Origin of the sequence: Pseudomonas ogarae (assembly GCF_014268695.2) — a bacterium.
GTDB classification, from domain to species: Bacteria; Pseudomonadota; Gammaproteobacteria; order Pseudomonadales; family Pseudomonadaceae; genus Aquipseudomonas; species Aquipseudomonas kilonensis.
Window position 1 is genome coordinate 5,625,720 of sequence record NZ_CP077086.1, and the last position, 21,172, is coordinate 5,646,891.

Annotated in this window: 20 protein-coding genes; 13 read left to right on the forward strand and 7 right to left on the reverse strand. The window is 60.9% G+C overall.

Annotated features, from left to right (window positions below):
- Positions 1 to 14: 14 nt before the first annotated feature.
- From folE to HU749_RS24810, 5 genes are all read left to right on the forward strand, one after another.
- On the forward strand, positions 15 to 575 hold the full coding sequence (gene folE / locus HU749_RS24790; RefSeq protein WP_014340148.1) for a GTP cyclohydrolase I FolE: 561 nt from the start codon (positions 15 to 17) through the stop codon (positions 573 to 575).
- On the forward strand, positions 576 to 956 hold the full coding sequence (gene folX / locus HU749_RS24795; protein ID WP_014340149.1) for a dihydroneopterin triphosphate 2'-epimerase: 381 nt from the start codon (positions 576 to 578) through the stop codon (positions 954 to 956).
- 97 nt (positions 957 to 1,053) lie between these two features.
- Positions 1,054 to 1,350, forward strand: a complete 297-nt coding sequence (locus HU749_RS24800; protein ID WP_186651859.1) for a DUF1244 domain-containing protein — start codon at positions 1,054 to 1,056, stop codon at positions 1,348 to 1,350.
- Positions 1,343 to 1,681: a HopJ type III effector protein gene (locus HU749_RS24805; RefSeq protein WP_046063558.1), complete on the forward strand. Its 339-nt coding sequence runs from the start codon at positions 1,343 to 1,345 to the stop codon at positions 1,679 to 1,681. Before HU749_RS24800 ends, HU749_RS24805 begins: the two co-directional genes overlap by 8 nt.
- Positions 1,682 to 1,857: 176 nt before the next feature.
- Complete coding sequence (locus HU749_RS24810) at positions 1,858 to 3,108, forward strand: 2-aminoadipate transaminase (protein WP_079302613.1); 1,251 nt, start codon at positions 1,858 to 1,860, stop codon at positions 3,106 to 3,108.
- A gap of 100 nt (positions 3,109 to 3,208) precedes the next feature.
- Here the strand turns inward: HU749_RS24810 and trxB are convergent, their stop codons facing one another.
- The gene (trxB, locus tag HU749_RS24815; RefSeq protein WP_003205459.1) at positions 3,209 to 4,171 is read right to left on the reverse strand and encodes a thioredoxin-disulfide reductase; all 963 of its coding nucleotides are present in this window, start codon (positions 4,169 to 4,171) and stop codon (positions 3,209 to 3,211) included.
- Between the two features lie 311 nt (positions 4,172 to 4,482).
- On the opposite strand from trxB, the gene cysZ reads away from it, so the two are divergent.
- Both cysZ and HU749_RS24825 read left to right on the forward strand, forming a co-directional pair.
- Entirely contained in the window at positions 4,483 to 5,238 is a 756-nt protein-coding gene (gene cysZ / locus HU749_RS24820) for a sulfate transporter CysZ (protein ID WP_014340153.1), read from the forward strand.
- Between the two features lie 40 nt (positions 5,239 to 5,278).
- Positions 5,279 to 6,478, forward strand: a complete 1,200-nt coding sequence (locus HU749_RS24825; protein WP_095974499.1) for a glycosyltransferase family 4 protein — start codon at positions 5,279 to 5,281, stop codon at positions 6,476 to 6,478.
- A gap of 118 nt (positions 6,479 to 6,596) precedes the next feature.
- On the opposite strand, the gene HU749_RS24830 is transcribed toward HU749_RS24825, so the two are convergent.
- The 3 genes from HU749_RS24830 to HU749_RS24840 all read right to left on the reverse strand — a co-directional run bounded on the left by HU749_RS24830 (position 6,597) and on the right by HU749_RS24840 (position 9,046).
- Positions 6,597 to 7,700, reverse strand: a complete 1,104-nt coding sequence (locus HU749_RS24830; RefSeq protein ID WP_079302615.1) for an NADH:flavin oxidoreductase — start codon at positions 7,698 to 7,700, stop codon at positions 6,597 to 6,599.
- Between the two features lie 256 nt (positions 7,701 to 7,956).
- The gene (locus HU749_RS24835; protein ID WP_079302616.1) at positions 7,957 to 8,439 is read right to left on the reverse strand and encodes a glutathione peroxidase; all 483 of its coding nucleotides are present in this window, start codon (positions 8,437 to 8,439) and stop codon (positions 7,957 to 7,959) included.
- Between the two features lie 121 nt (positions 8,440 to 8,560).
- Positions 8,561 to 9,046, reverse strand: coding sequence for an FKBP-type peptidyl-prolyl cis-trans isomerase (locus tag HU749_RS24840; protein ID WP_003205467.1), 486 nt, complete (start codon positions 9,044 to 9,046; stop codon positions 8,561 to 8,563).
- On the opposite strand from HU749_RS24840, the gene HU749_RS24845 reads away from it, so the two are divergent.
- The 4 genes from HU749_RS24845 (at position 9,015) to HU749_RS24860 (ending at position 13,616) form a co-directional block, all read left to right on the forward strand.
- Entirely contained in the window at positions 9,015 to 9,353 is a 339-nt protein-coding gene (locus tag HU749_RS24845; protein ID WP_186651861.1) for a DUF3565 domain-containing protein, read from the forward strand. The genes HU749_RS24840 and HU749_RS24845 overlap by 32 nt on opposite strands.
- Positions 9,354 to 9,409: 56 nt before the next feature.
- The gene (gene pta / locus HU749_RS24850) at positions 9,410 to 11,509 is read left to right on the forward strand and encodes a phosphate acetyltransferase (protein WP_046063552.1); all 2,100 of its coding nucleotides are present in this window, start codon (positions 9,410 to 9,412) and stop codon (positions 11,507 to 11,509) included.
- Positions 11,510 to 12,418, forward strand: coding sequence for a 1-acylglycerol-3-phosphate O-acyltransferase, YihG family (gene yihG / locus HU749_RS24855; RefSeq protein ID WP_186651863.1), 909 nt, complete (start codon positions 11,510 to 11,512; stop codon positions 12,416 to 12,418).
- A gap of 265 nt (positions 12,419 to 12,683) precedes the next feature.
- On the forward strand, positions 12,684 to 13,616 hold the full coding sequence (locus tag HU749_RS24860; RefSeq protein WP_186652569.1) for an IS110 family transposase: 933 nt from the start codon (positions 12,684 to 12,686) through the stop codon (positions 13,614 to 13,616).
- A gap of 189 nt (positions 13,617 to 13,805) precedes the next feature.
- Here HU749_RS24860 and cysN read toward each other — a convergent pair whose 3' ends face one another.
- The 3 genes from cysN to HU749_RS24875 all read right to left on the reverse strand — a co-directional run bounded on the left by cysN (position 13,806) and on the right by HU749_RS24875 (position 17,660).
- Complete coding sequence (cysN, locus tag HU749_RS24865) at positions 13,806 to 15,704, reverse strand: sulfate adenylyltransferase subunit CysN (RefSeq protein WP_014340160.1); 1,899 nt, start codon at positions 15,702 to 15,704, stop codon at positions 13,806 to 13,808.
- Between the two features lie 9 nt (positions 15,705 to 15,713).
- On the reverse strand, positions 15,714 to 16,631 hold the full coding sequence (gene cysD, locus HU749_RS24870) for a sulfate adenylyltransferase subunit CysD (RefSeq protein ID WP_003178041.1): 918 nt from the start codon (positions 16,629 to 16,631) through the stop codon (positions 15,714 to 15,716).
- 270 nt (positions 16,632 to 16,901) lie between these two features.
- Positions 16,902 to 17,660 (reverse strand): Nif3-like dinuclear metal center hexameric protein, encoded by a 759-nt coding sequence (locus tag HU749_RS24875; RefSeq protein WP_046063549.1) that lies wholly within the window; start codon positions 17,658 to 17,660, stop codon positions 16,902 to 16,904.
- 104 nt (positions 17,661 to 17,764) lie between these two features.
- On the opposite strand from HU749_RS24875, the gene algW reads away from it, so the two are divergent.
- Positions 17,765 to 18,925 carry a Do family serine endopeptidase AlgW gene (algW, locus tag HU749_RS24880; protein WP_014340162.1) on the forward strand — a complete coding sequence of 387 codons (1,161 nt, stop codon included), beginning with the start codon at positions 17,765 to 17,767 and terminating at the stop codon, positions 18,923 to 18,925.
- Positions 18,926 to 19,067: 142 nt separating this feature from the next.
- On the forward strand, positions 19,068 to 21,170 hold the full coding sequence (locus HU749_RS24885) for a TonB-dependent siderophore receptor (RefSeq protein WP_095974501.1): 2,103 nt from the start codon (positions 19,068 to 19,070) through the stop codon (positions 21,168 to 21,170).
- Positions 21,171 to 21,172: the final 2 nt, after the last annotated feature.

The following is a 21,172-nucleotide window of genomic DNA, read 5'->3' on the forward strand; positions in this document are numbered from 1 at the left end:
TTCGAGGATGCACCATGACGCTATCCCTGCCCCAGAACTACCGCGAGATCCTTATAGGCCTGGGGGAAAACCCCGAGCGCGAGGGTCTGCTCGATACCCCGGTCCGTGCCGCCAAGGCCATGCAGTACCTCTGCCATGGCTATGAACAAAGCGTCGAACAGATCGTCAATGGCGCGCTGTTCGCCTCTGACAGCGATGAAATGGTGATCGTCGCCGACATCGAACTCTATTCACTCTGCGAACATCACCTGTTGCCCTTCATCGGCAAGGCCCATGTGGCTTATATTCCTACGGGCAAGGTCCTGGGGCTGTCGAAGATCGCCCGGCTGGTGGACATGTTCGCCCGCCGCCTGCAAATCCAGGAGAACCTGACCCGGCAAATCGCCGACGCGGTGCAGCAGGTCACCCAGGCCGCCGGCGTGGCGGTGGTGATCGAGGCCCAGCACATGTGCATGATGATGCGCGGTGTCGAAAAACAGAACTCGACCATGAACACCTCGGTGATGCTCGGCGCTTTTCGCGACTCCAGCACCACGCGCCAGGAGTTCCTGCAATTGATTCGACGGAGCAAGTAAATGCCACAACTTCAGCCAGCCATGGCACGCATCAAGGTCAAGGACCTGCGCCTGCGCACCTTCATCGGCATCAACGAAGATGAAATCCTCAACAAGCAGGATGTGTTGATCAACCTGACCATCCTCTACGCCGCCCAGGAAGCAGTACGCGACAACGACATCGACCACGCGCTGAACTACCGCACCATCACCAAGGCGATCATCGCCCACGTGGAAGGCAACCGCTTCGCCCTGCTCGAACGCCTGACCCAGGAATTGCTCGACCTGGTCATGGCCAACGAATCGGTGCTGTACGCCGAAGTCGAAGTCGACAAGCCCCACGCCTTGCGATTTGCCGAGTCAGTGTCGATTACCCTTGCGGCAAGCCGGGCGGCTTCGTAGCCGCTACACGCGTCAAGCGGTAAACTTCAAGCCTGATCAACGCCATCCAATTTGCAGCTCGAAGCCCGCCGCTTGTCGCTGCCCGTCAGGGAACACCATGAACGACCAACAACGCCTCGAACTCGAAGCCGCCGCTTTCCGTCAGCTGGTTGCCCACCTGGACAGCCGCAAGGATGTGCAGAACATCGACCTGATGAACCTCTCCGGTTTCTGCCGCAACTGCCTGTCCAAGTGGTACAAGGCCGCCGCCGATGAACGCCAGATCGAGGTCAGCCTCGACGACGCCCGCGAAGTGGTCTACGGCATGCCGTACGCCGAGTGGAAAGCCCAATACCAGAAAGAAGCCAGCGCCGAACAACAGGCGGCGTTCGCCAAAGGAAAACCCGATGCCTGATCTCAATACCCTGCGTACCCGCCTCAAGAGTGGCGAACATGCCTTCGCCGACACCCTGGCCTTCATCGCCGCCGGTTACGACTACCAGCCCCAGGCCTTCAACAACGGTGGCGTGCAAAACGCCGCCGGGCAGAACGAAGGCTCGTGCAAGACCCTGGGCCTGGCGCTGCTCGAAGGCTTGAGCGATGAAGAAGCACTGCTGGCGTTCGGCGAACATTACCGTTCGGTGCTGACCACGCCAGAAGGCAGCGATCACGGCAATATCCGCGCGCTGATGGCCCATGGGCTGGCCGGCGTGACGTTCGAGGCACAACCGCTGCAGCGGCGCTGATAGACCCCGCTTCTGTGGCGAGGGGATTTATCCCCTCGCCACAGGGACTCAAAAAAGCCAGACATTTACCCACATCCCGACTTTTAAGATTGACCCGGCAACTTTATTTCGTTTGCCGGGCCCCTCTGCTCGCGGCTTAGATAACGGAAATTTCTCCATCGTCCGAGCCGTCATCCATGAGCAGCGAAACCATCAGCCAATCGATCTCCATCGTGCATCCCGTCAGCCTCAGCCACGGCAAGAATGCCGAGGTTTGGGACACCGACGGTAAACGCTACATCGATTTCGTCGGCGGCATCGGTGTGTTGAACCTCGGCCATTGCCATCCGCGCATTGTCGAGGCAATCCGTGAACAGGCCACCCGGCTGACGCACTACGCATTCAATGCCGCGCCCCACGCCCCCTACATTGAATTGATGGAACGCCTGGCGGCGTTTGTCCCGGTGGATTATCCGGTCAGCGGCATGCTCACCAACAGTGGCGCCGAAGCGGCGGAGAACGCCTTGAAGATCGTACGCGGCGCCACGGGCCGTACCGCCGTGATCGCGTTTGATGGCGCCTTTCACGGCCGCACCCTGGCGACCCTCAACCTCAACGGCAAGGTCGCGCCTTACAAACAGAAGGTTGGCGTACTGCCCGGACCGGTGTATCACCTGCCGTACCCCAGCAAGGACAACGGCGTCACCGGCGAAGAAGCCTTGAAGGCCATGGAGCGGCTGTTCAGCGTCGAGATCGACGTGAATGACGTGGCCTGTTTCATTGTCGAGCCGGTGCAGGGCGAGGCCGGCTTCCTGGCGATGGACGCGCCCTTCGCCCGGGCCCTGCGACAGTTCTGCGACGACAAGGGCATTGTGCTGATCGCCGATGAGATCCAGTCCGGCTTCGGCCGCACCGGCCAGCGCTTTGCCTTCTCGCGACTGGGCATCGAGCCCGACCTGATTTTGCTGGGTAAAAGCATTGCCGGCGGCGTGCCCTTGGGTGCGGTGGTGGGACGCAAGGCGCTAATGGACAATCTGCCCAAGGGCGGCCTCGGTGGCACCTACTCGGGCAATCCCATCGCCTGCGCCGCCGCCCTGGCGACCCTGGATGAAATGACCGACGCCAACCTGCACGCCTGGGGCTCACAGCAGGAGGAGGCGATCGTCAGTCGCTACCAGTCCTGGCGCAACCGCGGGCTGACGCCCTATCTGGGCCGCCTGACCGGTATCGGCGCGATGCGCGGCATCGAGCTGACCCACGCCGACGGCACCCCAGCCTCGGCACAACTGACGCAACTGCTGGCCCTGGCGCGGGAATCGGGTTTGCTGCTGATGCCCAGCGGAAAATCGCGGCACATCGTTCGGCTACTGGCGCCGTTGACGACCGAGCCGGCCGTGTTGGAGGAAGGCTTGGATATCCTGGAGGCGTGCTTGGCGAAGCTGGCCTGAAATGCCCTGTTTCTGATCCCACAAGGTCCAGCATCCATCCGTTGATCTTGTGACAGGCACAAAAAAACCGGCCGAAGCCGGTTTTTTTGTGCCCGAGGAATCAGAACGAAGCGTTCTGCAGGCCATCCAGGTAGCGCTCGGTGTCCAGGGCTGCCATGCAACCGGCACCGGCCGAGGTGATCGCCTGGCGGTAGACGTGGTCGGCCACGTCGCCGGCCGCGAAAATACCTTCGACGCTGGTGGCAGTGGCGTTGCCGTCGCGGCCGCCCTTCACCACCAGGTAGCCGTCCTTGAGTTCCAGTTGGCCTTCGAACAGCGAGGTGTTCGGGGTGTGGCCGATGGCGATGAAGACGCCGTCAACCTTGATCTCGTCGAAGCTGCCGTCGTTGTTCTTCAGGCGGGCACCGGTCACGCCCATGTTGTCGCCCAGCACTTCGTCCAGGGTCGCGTTGAGCTTGAGGATGATCTTGCCTTCAGCGACGCGGGCATTGAGCTTGTCGATCAGGATCTTCTCGGCGCGGAAAGTCTCGCGACGGTGGATCAGGGTGACCGTGCTGGCGATGTTGGCCAGGTACAGCGCTTCCTCGACCGCGGTGTTGCCGCCGCCGACCACCGCCACTGGCTTGTTGCGGTAGAAGAAACCGTCGCAGGTGGCGCAGGCGGAAACACCTTTGCCCATGAAGGCTTCTTCCGACGGCAGGCCCAGGTAACGAGCGCTGGCGCCGGTAGCGATGATCAAGGCATCGCAGGTGTAGGTCGCGCTGTCGCCGGTCAGGGTGTAGGGCTTGGCGGCGAAATCCACGGCATTGATGTGGTCGAAAACGATCTCGGTCTCGAAGCGCTCGGCGTGTTCCTTCATGCGCTCCATCAAGGCCGGGCCGGTCAGGCCGTGGACGTCGCCCGGCCAGTTGTCGACTTCGGTGGTGGTGGTCAATTGGCCGCCGGCCTGCATGCCGGTGATCAGCAGTGGCTTGAGGTTGGCACGGGCCGCATAAACCGCAGCGCTGTAACCGGCAGGGCCGGAACCGAGAATAATCACTCGCGAATGACGCACTTCAGACATGACCTGCTCCTGTTGACCGGACCTTGCGGGCCGGAACGCCGGGTGAGCGGCGCGAATAAAAAAGGACCGTTGACGCACTTGGGGAAGGCTTGGGTTCGACAGTCCTGGAAAAGAATGGGTGCAGCGTATCGAGGGAGCGAAGATTAAGGAAATACGGTTTAACAATCCAGCTCATAGGTGAGCTCTATCCCCAGCGGTCCTTTCAATAGGCGTCTTCGCCTCAAGAAACGTTGTTACACGCCATGTCGCCGCTTTCCCGGGCAGGGCAAAGCCGGTAAGGTCGGCGCGTTCACCTTCGCTCGGAGTCACCTATGCCCGCCCCCGTCCTGTCCGGCCCGCAATATTTGCGAGAAGGCCTCAAGCTGGTCTTGAGCCCGGGCCTGCGCCTCTTCGTACTCTTGCCCCTGGCGATCAACCTGGTGCTGTTCGTCGGATTGATTTACCTGGCCGGCCATCAGTTCAGCCTGTGGGTCGATACGCTGATGCCGTCGCTGCCAGACTGGCTCAGTTTCCTCAGCTATGTGCTCTGGCCACTGTTCGTGGTGCTCGTCGTGCTGATGGTGTTTTTCACCTTCACCATGCTCGCCAACGTCATCGCCGCACCGTTCAACGGCTTTCTCGCGGAAAAAGTCGAAGTGGTCATCCGTGGCACCGACGACTTCCCGGCCTTCAGTTGGGCCGAATTGATCGCCATGATCCCGCGGACTCTCAGCCGGGAAGCGCGCAAGCTCGGCTATTTCCTGCCCCGTGCCCTGGGGCTGTTCGTGCTGTCGTTCATCCCCGTGGTCAATCTGGTGGCGGCACCGCTGTGGCTGCTGTTCGGCGTGTGGATGATGGCAATCCAGTACATCGACTACCCGGCGGACAACCACAAGCTGGGCTGGAACGAGATGCTCGCCTGGCTGCGGGAAAAACGCTGGCAGAGCCTGGGCTTTGGCGGCAGCGTGTACCTGGTGCTGCTGATCCCGGTGGTCAACATCCTGATGATGCCGGCAGCAGTGGCCGGCGCGACGTTGTTCTGGGTCCGTGAGCAAGGCGCCGAGACCGCGTTGGCCCGTCAGGGCTGAGCCGGTCACAAATCCATCATCTTGTCGTCACAATGACGAAATGGCCCCGGTCGACACTGGGGTCATGACCACACCTCTGCACATTACCCTGATCACCGAAACCTTCCCGCCGGAAATCAATGGCGTGGCCAATACCCTGGGCCGCCTGTACGAAGGCCTGCGCGCCCGCGGGCATCAGGTCGAGCTGATACGGCCGCGCCAGGTCGACGACCAACGCCAGGCCGGTGACGAGCAGTTGCTGCTGTGCCGGGGCTGGCCGCTACCGGGCTATCCGGGTTTGCAGTGGGGCCAGGCGTCCATGCATAAACTGCTCAGGCGCTGGAAACGCCAGCGTCCGGACGTGCTGTACATCGCCACAGAAGGACCGCTGGGTCTGTCGGCACTGCGCGCGGCCCGACGCCTGGGCATCTCGGTAGTCAGCGGCTTCCACACCAATTTCCAGCAATACACCCAACAGTACGGCCTCGGGCTGTTGAGTCGCGTGCTCACCCATTACCTGCGCTGGTTTCACAACCGCTCCAACCTGACCCTGGTGCCCAGCGTCAGCCAGCGCCTGGAACTGGAGCGACGACATTTCGAGCGCGTGGCGCTGCTGTCGCGCGGCGTGGACAGCCAACTGTTTCATCCGATCAAGCGCTCGGCGAGCCTGCGTGAGGCGTGGGGCCTGGGCGACGATGACATCGCCGTGATCCACGTCGGACGCCTGGCTCCGGAGAAAAACCTCGGGCTGCTCAAGCGCAGTTTCGCCACGCTGTGCAGCGCTTTCCCGGGGCGACGGATGAAACTGGTGGTGATCGGCGACGGCCCGCAGCGCTCCGCCCTGGAGCAGGAACTGCCCGAAGCGATTTTTTGTGGCTCGCAACGCGGCGAGGCTCTGGCCAGCCATTATGCGTCCGGGGATGTGTTTGTCTTTCCGAGCCTGACCGAAACCTTCGGCAATGTGGTGTTGGAAGCGTTGGCGTCCGGGCTGGGCGTGGTGGCCTACGATCAGGCCGCTGCGGCGCAACATATTCGCCACGGCTACAACGGCGTGCTGGCAATGCCAGGGGACGAGGACGCGTTCTGCGATGCCGCCCGTTGGCTACTGGAAGAGCGCGAGACCTTGCGCTGCGTGCGGCTCAATGCGCGCCAGCATGCCAGTCGCCAGGGCTGGGCGTCGGTGATCGAGCAGTTCGAGGCGCAGTTGCGGGGGGTTTGCCAGATCGAATCGTCGCTGCCCCAGGCCGTGTCGCAACGCTGAAAAACATCGCGGGCAAGCCTTGCTCCCACATTGACCTTCAGCGAACACATTATGCGTGAGCGACTGACAACTCTGTGGGAGCAAGGCTTGCCCGCGATGAGACCCTACAAGCCGCCGCTTAAACCAGGGTCATCAACGCCTCGCGACTGAACGGCAAGATCTCCTGCTCCCGCCCTTCGCGAACTTTCTGCGCCCAGTCCGGATCCACCAGCAGCGCACGCCCCACCGCCACCAGGTCGAACTCGTCGTTGTTCAAGCGCTCCAGCAGTTTCTCCAGACTGGCCGGCTGCGCGACTTTATCGGTGTTGACCATGAACTGCAGGAACTCGCCATCCAGGCCAACGCTGCCGACGGTAATGGTGGGCTTGCCGGTGAGCTTGCGAGTCCAGCCAGCCAGGTTCAGCTCGGAGCCTTCGAACTCCGGCTCCCAAAAGCGCCGTGTCGAGCAGTGGAAAATATCCACGCCGGCGTCAGACAATGGCTTGAGGAATTCTCCCAGGGCTTCAGGGGTCTGCACCAGACGCGCGGTGTAGTCCTGCTGTTTCCATTGGGAGAAGCGGAAAATGATCGGGAAACCTTCGCCCACCGCCGCGCGCACGGCACGGATCAATTCGATCGCAAAGCGCGAGCGGTTGGCCAGGCTGCCGCCGTAACCGTCGGTGCGCTGGTTGCTGCCTTCCCAGAAGAACTGGTCCACCAGGTAGCCGTGGGCACCGTGGATTTCCACTCCGTCCATGCCGATGCTTTTTGCGTCTTTTGCCGCCTGGGCGAACGCGGCGATGACGTCGTCAATGTCCGCCTGGGTCATGCCGTGGACCACCACCTGGCCGTCCTTGAGTTTTTCGCTCGGGCCATAGCCCGGCACGCTGGCGTCCGGCTCGGTGCCGATGCGCCGCACACTGCCCACATGCCAAAGCTGTGGAACGATCTTGCCGCCTTCGGCGTGTACCGCATCAACCACGTTCTTCCAGCCGGCCAGCGCGGCGTCGCCATAGAAATGCGGCACGTTCGGGTAGCCGTTGGAGGCCTTGTGCCCAACCGTCGTGCCCTCGGTGATGATCAGGCCGACCCCGGCCGCCGCGCGGCGACGGTAATACTCGATGACTTTGGCATTGGGCACACCGCCCGGCGAAAAGGAACGGGTCATTGGCGCCATCACCACCCGGGTCGGTAACTCGAGCGCGCCGAGGTGGAAAGGTTTGAACAGGGCTTTTGCAGGCATGAGGCACTCCACGGGACGAAGTCACAGGTCGGATATGACGACGATAATATGGAGCATGGTAAGCGCTGGGTAGCACTATTGATTTGAATGATTAAGGATCAAAAGGGAGTGATGCGTACCGTAGCCTCAAGCACGTCCCCTGTGGCGAGGGAGCTTCCCGCTCGGTTGCGCAGCAACCGCAAAAAAGCCAGGGCCGCTTCGCAGCCCAGCGGAGCAAGCTCCCTCGCCACAAAGGGATCGCTACAAATTCTTGGGATCAAGCCAGCGCTTTTTCGATCGCCTGGATCACGGCAGGATCATCCGGCGCCGTACGCGGTGAGAAACGCGCCAGTACCCGACCGTCCTTGCCGAGCAGGAATTTTTCGAAGTTCCAGGTAATGTCCCCGGGAAACTCGGCCCCCTCGCCCGCCAGCAGGCGGTACAACTGGTGACGCTCATGACCGTTCACGTCCAGCTTGCTGGACAGCGGGAAGGTCACGCCATAGTTGAGGCTGCAAAAATCCTGGATTTCCTGCTCGGTCCCCGGCTCTTGCCCGGCGAACTGATTGCAAGGCAGGCCCAGCACGCTGAAACCCTTGGCCTTGTATTGCTGATAGAGGTTTTCCAGCGCCGCGTATTGAGGCGTCAGGCCACATTTGGAGGCGACGTTGACCACCAGCACGACTTGCCCCTTGAACGGCGCCAGAGCAAGCTCCTGACCATCCAGGGCTTTGAGTTTAAGGTCGTGGAAAGCACTCATGACGAACTCCAGGTTTGCGGATCTTTTCGAAACAGCCATGCTTGATGCTAACAGCAACCGACTAAAAAGGCGCCGTATGGCGCCTTTCCAGTTCACTGGTCATTTGAGCGTAGCGCACAAATCAGTGGTGATGGCCGCCTTCGCCATGGACGTGACCATGGGCAATTTCTTCTTGGCTGGCGTCACGGATGTCGACGATCTTGACCTTGAAGTTCAAGCGCTGGCCGGCCAACGGGTGGTTGCCGTCAACGGTGACGTCGTCGCCTTCCAGGTCGCGGATGGTGACGATCTGCATCTGGCCATCGGGGGCAGAAGCGTGGAACTGCATGCCCACTTCCAGCTCATCGACGCCTTCGAACATGCTGCGGCTCAGGGTGCTGACCAGTTCGGCGGAGTATTCACCGTAAGCGTCTTCCGGCTCGACGGTAACGTTCAGGTCGTCACCGACCGTTTTGCCTTCCAGGGCTTTTTCCAAGCCCTGGATGATGTTGCCTGCGCCATGCAGGTAGACCAGCGGAGCGCCGCCGGCAGAGCTGTCGATGACCTCACCAGCGTCGTTGGTCAGGGTATAGTCGATGGAGACAGCCTTATTGGCGGCGATCAGCATGGGGCGAGACCTTTTGCATAAGAATGAAGAACGGACAAGTCTAAACAAGGATTTGCCCGAAAGCGAACGGAACCCGGACAAACGGGCTAGCTCGAACAGACCGACGGTCACCGGTTTCCATCAGGACGAGGACGGGCACTGGGTGGCCGAGCTGTCCTGTGGCCATACCCAGCATCTGCGCCACCAGCCGCCATGGCAGTCCCGCGCCTGGGTGCTGGACCCGGCGCAACGTATTGAAAAAATAGGCCAGCCCTTTGATTGCGGCTGGTGCGCTCAAGGCCCGGTTAGCGATAACCTTGGCAACTGAATTGTGGGTAGATGACCAGTCATAGGTCACGCCATCGGCCCCCCTAGAGAATCCGCATGCAAACTTTTTTTATCGCGCCCACCGATTTTGGTGTGGGCCTGACCTCCATCAGCCTCGGGCTGGTGCGTACCCTTGAACGGGCCGGGCTGAAAGTCGGCTTTTTCAAACCCATTGCCCAACCTCACCCCGGCGACACCGGGCCGGAACGTTCCACCGAGCTGGTGGCCCGCACCCATGGCCTCAAGCCACCGCAGCCCCTGGGCCTGGCGCATGTCGAGCGCATGCTCGGCGACGGCCAGCTCGATGAGCTGCTGGAAGAAATCATCACCCTTTACCAGCAAGCGGCCATCGGCAAGGACGTGCTGGTCGTCGAAGGCATGGTCCCGACCCGCAACGCCAGCTACGCCGCCCGGGTCAACCTGCACCTGGCCAAGAGCCTGGACGCCGAGGTCATCCTGGTGTCGGCGCCGGAAAACGAAGTACTGACCGAACTGTCTGGCCGGGTAGAGTTGCAGGCGCAGTTGTTTGGTGGGCCGAAGGACCCGAAAGTTCTCGGGGTAATCCTGAACAAGGTCCGCACCGACGAAAGCATGGAGGCGTTTTCCGCACGGCTCAAGGAGCACTCGCCCTTGCTGCGCAGCGGCGATTTCCGCCTGCTCGGTTGCATCCCGTTTCGCCCCGAACTCAACGCCCCGCGCACCCGCGACGTGGCCGACCTGATGGGCGCGCAGGTGCTCAATGCCGGCGACTACGAAACCCGGCGCATGAGCAACATCATCATTTGCGCCCGCACCATGCGCAACACCGTGGAACTGCTCAAACCCGGCGTGCTGGTGGTGACCCCCGGCGATCGTGACGACATCATCCTAGCCGTGAGCCTGGCGGCGATCAACGGCGTGCCACTGGCCGGCCTGCTGTTGACCAGTGACACCCTGCCCGACCCGCGCATCATGGATTTGTGTCGCGGCGCCTTGCAGGCGGGGTTGCCGGTGCTGTCGGTGAGCACCGGCTCCTATGACACTGCCAACCTGCTCAACGGTTTGAACAAGGAAATCCCCATTGATGACCGCGAACGTGCGGAGATCATCACCGATTTTGTCGCCAGTCACCTGGACGCCAGATGGCTGCACCAGCGCTGCGGCACGCCACGGGAAATGCGCCTGTCGCCAGCGGTGTTCCGCTATCAGTTGATCCAACGCGCCCAGGCCGCCAACAAACGCATCGTGCTGCCCGAAGGCAGCGAACCGTTGACCGTCCAGGCCGCCGCCATTTGCCAGGCCCGGGGCATTGCCCGCTGCGTGTTGCTGGCAAAACCGGCCGACGTCGAGGCAGTGGCCCGCGCCCAAGGTATCGAACTGCCACCGGGGCTGGAGATTCTCGATCCGGATTCGATTCGCGAGCGTTATGTCGAACCGATGGTGAGGTTGCGCAAGAGCAAGAGCCTGAACGCGCCGATGGCCGAGCAGCAATTGGAAGACACCGTGGTCATCGGCACCATGATGCTGGCCCTGGATGAAGTGGACGGGCTGGTATCCGGCGTCATCCATTCCACCGCCAACACCATCCGCCCGGCCCTGCAACTGATCAAGACCGCGCCAGGATGCTCGCTGGTGTCCTCGGTGTTTTTCATGCTGTTTCCCGAAGAAGTGCTGGTCTACGGCGACTGCGTGATGAACCCGCACCCCAGCGCTGCGGAGCTGGCGGAAATAGCCCTGCAAAGTGCCGACTCGGCCGCCGCGTTCGGCATCACGCCGCGAGTGGCGATGCTCAGCTACTCCAGCGGTGAATCGGCCAGTGGCGAAGAGGTGGAAAAAGTTCGCGAAGCCACCCTGCTGGCCCACGAGGCCCAGCACGGCCTGTTGATCGATGGTCCGTTGCAATACGACGCCGCCGCCAACGAAACCGTGGCACGGCAATTGGCGCCCAACAGCCAGGTGGCCGGCCGGGCGACGGTGTTCATCTTCCCGGACCTCAACACCGGCAACACCACCCACAAGGCCGTGCAGCGCAGCGCCGATTGCGTCAGCCTCGGGCCGATGCTGCAAGGCTTGCGCAAACCGGTGAATGACTTGCCCCGCGGCGCCCAGGTCGACGACATCGTGTACACCATCGCCCTGACCGCGATCCAAGCCGCCAACCGACCTTTGGACATTTAAATGCTGGACTTCTTGCCTGCCTCCTTGCGCGGCGTCATTGCCTCGCTGCTGTTGGCGCTGAACACCATCGCCTGCTGCACGCCGCTGTTCATCGTGGCGATCTTCAAGCTGTTGCTGCCCTTCCCCACCGCCCAGCGCTTCACCGACTGGCTGATGGGGCACATCCACGAGGCCTGGATCAGCAACAACAAGGCCTGGATGAACCTGCTGCGTCGTACCCGCTGGCACCTCAGCGGCCTGGAGGGCCTGGACTACCAGCATTCGTACCTGATCACCAGCAACCATCAGAGCTGGGTCGACATCATGGTGTTGCAGTACGTGCTGAACCGACGCATCCGGCCGCTGAAGTTCTTTCTCAAGCAGGAACTGATCTGGGTGCCGGTGATCGGCCTGGCCTGGTGGGCGCTGGGGTTCCCGTTCATGAAACGCTACTCCAAGGCTTACCTGGAAAAACACCCGGAAAAGAAAGGCAAGGACTTGGAAACCACCCGCAAGACCTGCGCGAAGTTTCGCGACAACCCTGTGGGCATTTTCAACTTCGTCGAAGGCACGCGCTTCACCGACAGCAAGCATGCCCAGCAGCAGTCACCGTTTCGCTACCTGCTCAAGCCCAAGGCCGGCGGCATCGCGTTTGTACTGGATGCCATGGGTGAGCAACTGGAATCGATCATCAACGTGACCATTCATTATCCGGGCGGTCGTCCGGGGTATTGGGATTTGCTCTGCGGCAACGTTGGAGAGGTGGTGGTGCATTTCCAGGAACTGAAGATCCCAGCGCAGTTCATTGGCAAGAACTACGACCAGGACGGCGTGTATCGCCTGGAGTTCCAGGGCTGGATCAACCAGTTGTGGCAGGACAAGGATGCGTTGCTTGAGCAGATGCATCGGGAGTATCCCAGCCAGCACTGATCCCCTTGTGGGAGCGCCTGGATCGCGAGCAAGCTTTGCTCCCACACAGCCCGCTTGTGTCTTGCGCTGCGATTAGACTGAAGGTGAGAGCGGTGGGCGGCAAGCTGAACGCCCGAAGTGCTTAAAGCACGTGTGGGAGCCCATGCTGCCACTCACCTCTCCGCTCTGGTCATTGAGCCCGAACAGTTGAACGAGCCCACCTCGAACAGTTACAAGCGTGGGCCAAGCCAGAGCGCTCTCACCTTGAGTGTAAGAGGGTTTGGCTATGTTTTCCTATCCAGCAGGTATTGATGTTTCCAAAGACAGTCTTCAGGTTCAGGTTGATCTGTTAGATGTCGGGGTGAGTTGCCCTAACGCCGAGGGTGATTTTCCTGGATTAATTGGTTGGCTACTGCTCCATCAGGTCGGTCGCGTGTTGCTTGAAGCCACAGGCGGTTACGAACGAAACGTCATGAAAGCGCTTCAGGCTGCAGGCTTTGAGGTCATTCGGATCAACCCTTGCCGTGCCAAGAACTTTGCCAAAGCAATGGGACAACAAGCTAAAACCGACCCGATAGATGCGCGCCTCCTGGCACAATTTGCAGCGGTTATTAAATCTGCTAACAGCCGGGTCACAAGTGCCGAACAGGACGACTTACGCGCACTGGTCCAGCAACGGGAAAACTTTGTTCAGCAGAGAGATGACGACAAGCGCAGACTTAAAACGGCCTCGTCTGAGGCAGTCAAGCCCGCGTTGCAGAGTCATATCGACTATCTATGTGAAGCCGTTAAGCTGATAGAAAAATTGATCCATCAAAGCGCTGAAAGCCTGGACCGTGAAAAAGTTACTCGTCTGCGCTCGGTCAAGGGGATCGGTCTCGTTACGGCGGCTAGTGTAATGGCCTATCTTCCAGAGCTCGGCGAGGTTGGCCGGCATCAGATCGCTGCATTAGCAGGTATCGCCCCCTACAACGACGACAGCGGTACGCACAAAGGCAAACGCTACATCAGTGGCGGTAGGTTCGCCGCCAGGCGCGCTCTGTATATGGCCTGCTGGTCTGTAATCAGGTTTCAGCCTGACTTCAATGCGCGGTACAAGGCGCTGCGCGAGAAAGGTAAATGCGCCAAGGTTGCGCTCATCGCATGTATGCGAGTCTTGTTGGTACGTCTAAACGCAATGATCCGGGATGGTTCTGAGTGGAAGGGCCGCATCGCCTGAATTGTGATTATGGGAATCCCCTTCAGACTTGCATAGCCCAGAGCTGTGGGAGCCTCGCTGCCCCTGGAAAAGATGGCTAAATAAATCATCCAAGACAGTTGCTCCCACAGTTGACCGAGTTGTTCTGGAAATGAAAAAGCCCGCGGATGATCACTCATCCGCGGGCTTTTTTATTTACAGCAGCGAGACTTAGATCGCCCCACGCTTGCGCAGCAGATCCAGCACCTGCTTGACGCTCTCTTCCAGGGTCAGCGACTGGGTGTCGATCACCAGGTCGGCATCCAGTGGTACGTCATACGGGAAGGACTCACCCGGGATGTTGTCGCCAGCGGCGGCATACAGCCCTTGCGGATCACGCTGGGCACACACCGTTGGCGAGGCCTGGACGTAGACCGTCAGCAGACGCTCCTTGCCGATCAGCGCCTTGGCCTGTTCGCGGCCTTCGGCATCCGGGGCGACAAACGCGGCGAGGGTCAGCAGGCCGGCTTCGTTGAACTGACGGGCGACATGAGCCGCCCGGCGCCAGTTCTCGGTACGCCCGGCGCGATCCTGCGGCAAGCCCTTGTTCAGGTCATGGCGCAGGTTCTGGCCATCGAGGACAAAGACCGCACGGCCCGAGTCGAACAACTTGCGCTCGACCGCATAGGCCAGCGTGCTTTTGCCAGCGCCCGACAGGCCACTGAACAGGACCGTGGCCGGTTGTTGGCCGAAGCGCTGGGCGCGTTCTTCCACCGACACATGGGCCAGTTTGCCGTGGTGCGTGCTGCTGCCGTGAGCCAGCGGCTGGGCGACGATCATGCCGGCACCGACCGTGCCGTTGGTCAGGCGATCGATGACGATGAACGCACCAGTGGTGCGGTTGCTCTCGTAACCGTCCAGGGCGATCGGCGCATCCAGGGCGATCTTCACCTGGCCGATTTCGTTGAGCTGCAACGCGCTGGCCGGACCTTCTTCAAGGGTGTTCACATCCACCTTGTTGACGATGCTGGCAATCGAGCCCGGCACGTAGCTGGTGGCACGCTTGATGTCGTATTTCTTGCCCGGCAGCATCGGCTCTTCGGCCATCCACACCAGCATCGCTTCGAAGCTGTCGGTGACCGGCGGCACGTTGTCGGCATGCACCAGCAAGTCGCCACGGGAGATGTCGATTTCGTCTTCCATGGTCAGCGTTACAGCCTGGCCAGGACCTGCATGCTCCAACTCGCCTTCGAAGGTGACGATGGATTTCACGCGGCTGCTCTTGCCCGACGGCAGCACCACCACTTCGTCGCCCTTGTGCACGATGCCACTGGCGAGGGTGCCGGCGAAACCGCGGAAGTTCAGGTTCGGACGGTTGACGTACTGCACCGGGAAACGCAGGTCGGTGAAGTTACGGTCGCCCGCCACTTCCACCGTCTCGAGGATTTCCATCAGCGACTGGCCGGTGTACCACGGCGAACGCTCGGACTTGTTCACCACGTTGTCGCCCTTGAGGGCAGACATCGGCACGAAGTGCATGGTGGTGGGCTTCATCTTCAAGCCTTCGGCGAACTTCAGGTAGTCGGCCTTGATCGACTCGAACACGCCCTGGTCGAAGTCCTTGAGGTCCATCTTGTTGATGGCCACGACGATGTGCTTGATGCCCAGCAACGAGGCAATGAAGCTGTGGCGACGGGTCTGGGTCTGCACGCCGTAGCGGGCGTCCACCAGGATGATCGCCAGGTCACAGGTGGAGGCACCGGTGGCCATGTTGCGGGTGTACTGCTCATGGCCTGGGGTATCGGCGATGATGAATTTACGCTTGGCGGTGGAGAAATAGCGGTAGGCGACATCGATGGTGATGCCTTGCTCGCGCTCGGCCTGCAGGCCGTCGACCAGCAACGCCAGGTCGATATCGTCGCCGGTGGTGCCGACTTTCTTCGAATCGCGGGTGATGGCTTCCAGGTGATCTTCGTAGATCATCTTGGAGTCGTGCAGCAGGCGCCCGATCAGGGTGCTCTTGCCGTCGTCGACGTTACCGCAGGTCAAAAAGCGCAGCAGCTCTTTACGCTCGTGCTGGCCCAGGTAGGCGAGGATGTCCTCGCTGATCAAATCAGATTGATGCGACATGACAGCCCCTTAGAAATAACCTTGACGTTTTTTATCTTCCATCGAGCCTGCGCCATCGTGGTCGATGACCCGGCCCTGGCGCTCGGAAGTTCGCGTCAGGAGCATTTCCTGGATGATGTCCGTCAGGCTTTCGGCCTCGGACTCCACCGCGCCCGTCAACGGGTAGCAGCCAAGGGTACGGAAACGCACTTTCTTCTTGACGATACGGGCTTTGTCTTCGTCGGACAGGTGCTCGAGGATGCGCTCGTCGTCGATCATGATCAGCGTGCCGTTCTTCTCGATCACTTCACGCTCGGCGGCAAAGTACAGCGGCACGATCGGGATGCCTTCAAGGTAGATGTACTGCCAGATGTCCAGCTCGGTCCAGTTCGACAGCGGGAATACCCGGATCGACTCGCCTTTGTTGACCTTGCCGTTATAGACGTTCCACAACTCCGGGCGCTGGTTCTTCGGGTCCCAGCGGTGCTTGCTGTCGCGGAACGAGTACACGCGCTCCTTGGCGCGGGATTTCTCTTCATCGCGACGGGCACCGCCGAACGCGGCGTCGAAACCATATTTGTCCAAGGCCTGCTTGAGGCCTTCGGTCTTCATGATGTCGGTGTGCTTGGCACTGCCGTGGGTGAATGGGTTGATGCCCTGCGCCACGCCGTCCGGGTTCACATGGGTGATCAAATCCAGGCCCAGTTCCTCGACCATGCGGTCGCGGAACTTGTACATTTCCTGGAATTTCCAGCGGGTGTCGACGTGCATCACCGGAAACGGCAGCTTGCCGGGGAAGAACGCCTTGCGTGCCAGGTGAAGCATCACGGCGGAGTCTTTACCGATGGAGTACAGCATCACCGGGTTATCGAACTCGGCGGCCACCTCGCGGATGATGTGGATGCTTTCCGCCTCCAGCTGTTTCAGATGCGTCAGTTTGTCGACCATGGCTACTCACGAAAACTTTCTTATGAACGGCCAGCGGGCCGTGTTCGAGCGGGGAATCCTAGCACAGCGACCTATTCTAATCAGGGCGCCAACTAGATCGAAACAGCATATGGATATGCCCAGTGGTTCGGGCATTGCGGTGAGTTCTGGGGGAGCCAGTGAACTCTGTGGGAGCAAAGCTTGCTCGCGATAGCGGCGTTGCATGTGCCGACGTCATCGCGAGCAAGCTTTGCTCCCACAGGCCCACTTCCACATTTGGTTCAGCGTTAGTCAGATGGGATTCGGGCAATCGATGAAGATGTGCTCCAGGGCGAAGCGTCGCGCCAGGTAGTCGCCCAGCGCCTGGACGCCATAGCGCTCGGTGGCATGATGCCCGGCGGCGATGAAGCTGATGCCATTTTCCCGCGCGCTGTGGAACGTCTGCTCCGACGCCTCGCCGCTGAGGTACAGGTCGACGCCGGCCAGCACCGCCTGATCGATATAGCCCTGGCCACCACCGGTGCACCAACCGACCCGGCGGATCATCTGCTCGCCTTCGATCAACAACGGCTCTCGCCCCATGACTTCCTGGACCTTGCGCGCAAAATCCCGCGCCGTCATCGCTTCGGACAGGGAGCCGACCAGGCCGACGATCTTGGGGTTGTCCGGATCCAGCGGTCCCTCGACGGTGATGTCCAACTGGCGGGCCAACTGCACGTTATTGCCCACCTCAGGGTGCAAGTCCAAAGGCAAGTGATAGGCCAACAGGCTGATGTCATGCTTGAGCAACGTCTTGAGGCGACGCTGTTTCATGCCGGTGATGCAAGGGTTTTCGCCCTTCCAGAAATAACCGTGATGCACCAGCACCAGGTCGGCCTCGGCCTCGACGGCAGCGTCAAGCAACGCCTGGCTGGCAGTGACGCCACTGACAATGCGCATCACCTGGGGCGCACCTTCGACCTGCAGGCCGTTGGGGCAGTAATCGGCAATCCGGCTGCTGGCCAGGTAACGGTCCGCTTCTTCAACCAGGGTGTTCAGGGCTACGGCCATGAAAAGACTCCTAAATATCCCGTTCAGAGGCGCGCGCGGCCTCGTATAATGCGCGACATTATGGGCGGTCTCATACCGCCTGCAACCTTTGTAGGACGTGCTTAATGCTCAAGGCGCTGCGTTTTTCCGGCTGGCCGCTGTTGGCCGGCGTGCTTGTCGCTCTACTGATTATCCAGCGCTACCCGGAATGGGTTGGCCTGCCGAGCCTCGACGTCAACTTGCAGCAGGCGCCGCAAACCAAGGCGGTGCAACAGGGGCCGGTGTCCTATGCCGACGCCGTGACCACCGCCGCACCAGCCGTGGTGAACCTGTACACCACCAAGGTCATCAACAAACCCAGCCATCCGTTGTTCGAAGACCCGCAATTCCGGCGCTTCTTCGGCGACAACTCGCCCAAGCAGAAGCGCATGGAGTCGAGCCTGGGATCGGGCGTGATCATGAGCCCGGAAGGTTATATTTTGACCAACAACCACGTCACCAGCGGTGCCGACCAGATCGTGGTGGCCCTCAAGGACGGTCGTGAAACCCTGGCCCGAGTGATCGGCAGCGACCCGGAAACCGACCTTGCGGTACTGAAGATCGACCTCAAGAACCTGCCGGCCATCACCATCGGCCGCTCCGACAGCATCCGCATCGGCGACGTGACCCTGGCCATCGGCAACCCGTTCGGCGTTGGCCAGACCGTGACCATGGGCATCATCAGCGCCACCGGGCGCAATCAGTTGGGCCTGAACAACTACGAGGATTTCATCCAGACCGACGCCGCGATCAACCCCGGCAACTCCGGCGGCGCGCTGGTGGATGCCAACGGCAACCTGACCGGGATCAACACGGCGATCTTCTCCAAGTCCGGCGGCAGCCAGGGCATCGGTTTCGCCATTCCGGTGAAGCTGGCGATGGAGGTGATGAAGTCGATCATCGAACACGGCCAGGTGATTCGCGGCTGGCTGGGCATTGAAGTCCAGCCGCTGACCCAGGAGCTGGCGGAGTCGTTCGGCTTGTCCGGGCGGCCCGGCATCGTGGTGGCGGGGATTTTCCGCGACGGCCCGGCGCAGAAGGCCGGCCTGCAACTGGGCGATGTGATCCTGAGCATCGATGGCGAGCCAGCCGGCGATGGCCGCCGCTCGATGAACCAGGTGGCGCGGATCAAGCCCACCGACAAGGTGACGATCCAGGTCATGCGCAACGGCAAGGAGCTCAAGCTCACCGCTGAAATCGGCCTGCGCCCACCGCCGGCGCCGGTGGTGCTCAAGGAAGAACAATAAGCGCACCATACCATCGAGGGCCTTGCAATTCGGCAAGCCCTCCTCGCCACAAAAACAATGCTTGATTGGCGAATCAGGAATAGCATAAATTCTCATTAGTAGTGTTATATTGTTTCAATACTAAAAATTGGAACAACATAACATGTCATCCCTGAAACGGATTTCCGTTGCCAGTCTCGCCCTGGGCTTGCTCGCCGATCCCGCCTACGCCGAAGAAGTCCAGCCTCTGGAACTGGACGCCATCACCGTGACGTCCGACTACGAATCCGCCACCGGGCCTGTCACAGGCTATCGCGCCACGCGCTCTGCCAGTGCTACCAAAACCGACACGGCCCTGCGCGACATCCCGCAATCGATCAGCGTGATTCCCGCCAGCGTGCTCAAGGACCTGGGCAGCACCAACGTCGAACGGGCATTGGAATACGCCGGCGGTGTATCGAAGCAGAACAATTTCGGTGGCCTGACGCTCTACGAATACAGCGTGCGCGGCTTCACCACATCAGAGTTCTACAAGGACGGCTTCAGCGCCAACCGCGGTTATCCGAGTACCCCGGACGCGGCGAACATCGAACGCATCGAAGTGCTCAAGGGGCCGGCAGCCAGCCTGTATGGCCGGGGCGATCCCGGCGGTACGGTGAACATAGTCACCAAGAAACCCCAGCCCGAAGCCTTCACCACCTTGCAAACCAGCGCCGGCAGCTGGGATCGCTACCGCACCGCGCTGGACGTCAACACGCCACTGGACACCGAAGGCAACCTGTTGTCGCGGGTCAACCTGGCGGTCGAGGATAATCACAGCTTTCGCGATCACGTCGACAGTAAGCGCGTCTTCGTCGCGCCTTCTATCAGTTGGCAATTGAACCCTGACACCCGGTTACTGGTGGAAAGCGAAATCGTGCGCCACAGCTCGACGTTCGACCGAGGCATCGTCGCCCCGAACAATCGCTGGAGCGGCGTTTCCCGCTCGACCTTTTTGGGCGAGCCCAACGACGGCGACATCGACAATCACAACAACATGCTCCAGGCCGCCCTCGAACATCAGCTCAACGACACCTGGCAGCTGCGCCTGGCCAGCCATTACAAGCAGGGTGAACTCTGGGGCTTCGCCTCCGAAGCACGACCACTGAATGCCGACGGCCACACGGTGAACCGCCGCTATCGCGAGCGCGACAACAATTGGCACGACAGCATCACCCAGTTGGAATTGCGTGGTCTGTTCGACCTCGGCCCGTGGCAGCACGAACTGCTGATCGGCAGCGAATACGAGGATTACCGCAAGAACGAGCGCGTGACCAACATCGCCGGCGCTTACCCCATCGACATCTATCAGCCGGTCTACGGCCAGCCGAAACCCAATGGCGATCGTACCGGCACGGATTTTTTCGAGCGTGTGCAAAGCCGCGCATTGAACCTGCAGGACCAGATCGTCTTCACCGACAAGCTGCGGGGCATGCTCGGGGTGCGCTATGAGCATTTCGAGCAGAGCATCGACGATCACACCACCGGGGTCTCCAGCGACCAGCGTCATGACGCGTTCACGCAACGGGCTGGCCTGTTGTATCAGTTGACGCCCGAGGTCGGCCTGTTCGCCAACGCCTCTACATCGTTCAAACCCAACAACGGCCTGGATGCCGACAGCAAAACCTTCGAGCCCGAGGAAGGGGTCGGCTATGAGGTGGGGATCAAGAGCGAGTTGTTCGATGACCGCCTGAGTACCACCCTGGCGGCGTTCCATATAGAAAAGGAAAACGTCCTGGCCCAGATCGCCGGGACTGATTTCTACAGTGCCATGGGTAAGGCCCGCAGCCAGGGCATCGACCTGCAATTCACCGGGCAGGTGACCGACGCGGTGCGGGTAATCGGCGCCTATGCCTACATCGATGCAGAAGTGACCAAGGGTGACGAGCAAATTCCCACCGGCAGCCGGATCCTCGGCGTCGCCAAACACAGCGCCAGCCTGCTGGGGGTCTACGAATTCCAGGATGGCCACCTGCGCGGTTCGGATGTCGGCGCGGCGTTCACGTACGTCGGCGATCGCTCGGGCGAAGCCGGCAAGGATTTCGAACTCCCGGCTTATCACACCGTGGACCTGCTGGCCCATTACAAGGCCAGCGATGACGTCACCGTGGGCCTGAACCTGAACAACGTCTTCGACGAAAAATACTACGAGCGCTCCTACAGCAACTACTGGGTCACCCCCGGCGAGCCGCGCAACTTCACCGTCAGTCTTACCCTTGCTCTGTAAAA

What these genes read in the sequence shown, in the direction of transcription:
- trxB (WP_003205459.1), bottom strand. Translation starts at nt 4,171, where the DNA reads ATGTCTGAAGTGCGTCATTCGCGAGTGATTATTCTCGGTTCCGGCCCT.
- folE (WP_014340148.1), top strand. Translation starts at nt 15, where the DNA reads ATGACGCTATCCCTGCCCCAGAACTACCGCGAGATCCTTATAGGCCTG.
- HU749_RS24845 (WP_186651861.1), top strand. Translation starts at nt 9,015, where the DNA reads ATGGAGACAGCCTTATTGGCGGCGATCAGCATGGGGCGAGACCTTTTG.
- algW (WP_014340162.1), top strand. Translation starts at nt 17,765, where the DNA reads ATGCTCAAGGCGCTGCGTTTTTCCGGCTGGCCGCTGTTGGCCGGCGTG.
- HU749_RS24840 (WP_003205467.1), bottom strand. Translation starts at nt 9,046, where the DNA reads ATGCTGATCGCCGCCAATAAGGCTGTCTCCATCGACTATACCCTGACC.
- HU749_RS24800 (WP_186651859.1), top strand. Translation starts at nt 1,054, where the DNA reads ATGAACGACCAACAACGCCTCGAACTCGAAGCCGCCGCTTTCCGTCAG.
- HU749_RS24830 (WP_079302615.1), bottom strand. Translation starts at nt 7,700, where the DNA reads ATGCCTGCAAAAGCCCTGTTCAAACCTTTCCACCTCGGCGCGCTCGAG.
- folX (WP_014340149.1), top strand. Translation starts at nt 576, where the DNA reads ATGCCACAACTTCAGCCAGCCATGGCACGCATCAAGGTCAAGGACCTG.
- pta (WP_046063552.1), top strand. Translation starts at nt 9,410, where the DNA reads ATGCAAACTTTTTTTATCGCGCCCACCGATTTTGGTGTGGGCCTGACC.
- HU749_RS24875 (WP_046063549.1), bottom strand. Translation starts at nt 17,660, where the DNA reads ATGGCCGTAGCCCTGAACACCCTGGTTGAAGAAGCGGACCGTTACCTG.
- HU749_RS24810 (WP_079302613.1), top strand. Translation starts at nt 1,858, where the DNA reads ATGAGCAGCGAAACCATCAGCCAATCGATCTCCATCGTGCATCCCGTC.
- HU749_RS24825 (WP_095974499.1), top strand. Translation starts at nt 5,279, where the DNA reads ATGGCCCCGGTCGACACTGGGGTCATGACCACACCTCTGCACATTACC.
- HU749_RS24805 (WP_046063558.1), top strand. Translation starts at nt 1,343, where the DNA reads ATGCCTGATCTCAATACCCTGCGTACCCGCCTCAAGAGTGGCGAACAT.
- HU749_RS24835 (WP_079302616.1), bottom strand. Translation starts at nt 8,439, where the DNA reads ATGAGTGCTTTCCACGACCTTAAACTCAAAGCCCTGGATGGTCAGGAG.
- cysZ (WP_014340153.1), top strand. Translation starts at nt 4,483, where the DNA reads ATGCCCGCCCCCGTCCTGTCCGGCCCGCAATATTTGCGAGAAGGCCTC.
- HU749_RS24860 (WP_186652569.1), top strand. Translation starts at nt 12,684, where the DNA reads ATGTTTTCCTATCCAGCAGGTATTGATGTTTCCAAAGACAGTCTTCAG.
- cysD (WP_003178041.1), bottom strand. Translation starts at nt 16,631, where the DNA reads ATGGTCGACAAACTGACGCATCTGAAACAGCTGGAGGCGGAAAGCATC.
- cysN (WP_014340160.1), bottom strand. Translation starts at nt 15,704, where the DNA reads ATGTCGCATCAATCTGATTTGATCAGCGAGGACATCCTCGCCTACCTG.
- yihG (WP_186651863.1), top strand. Translation starts at nt 11,510, where the DNA reads ATGCTGGACTTCTTGCCTGCCTCCTTGCGCGGCGTCATTGCCTCGCTG.
- HU749_RS24885 (WP_095974501.1), top strand. Translation starts at nt 19,068, where the DNA reads ATGTCATCCCTGAAACGGATTTCCGTTGCCAGTCTCGCCCTGGGCTTG.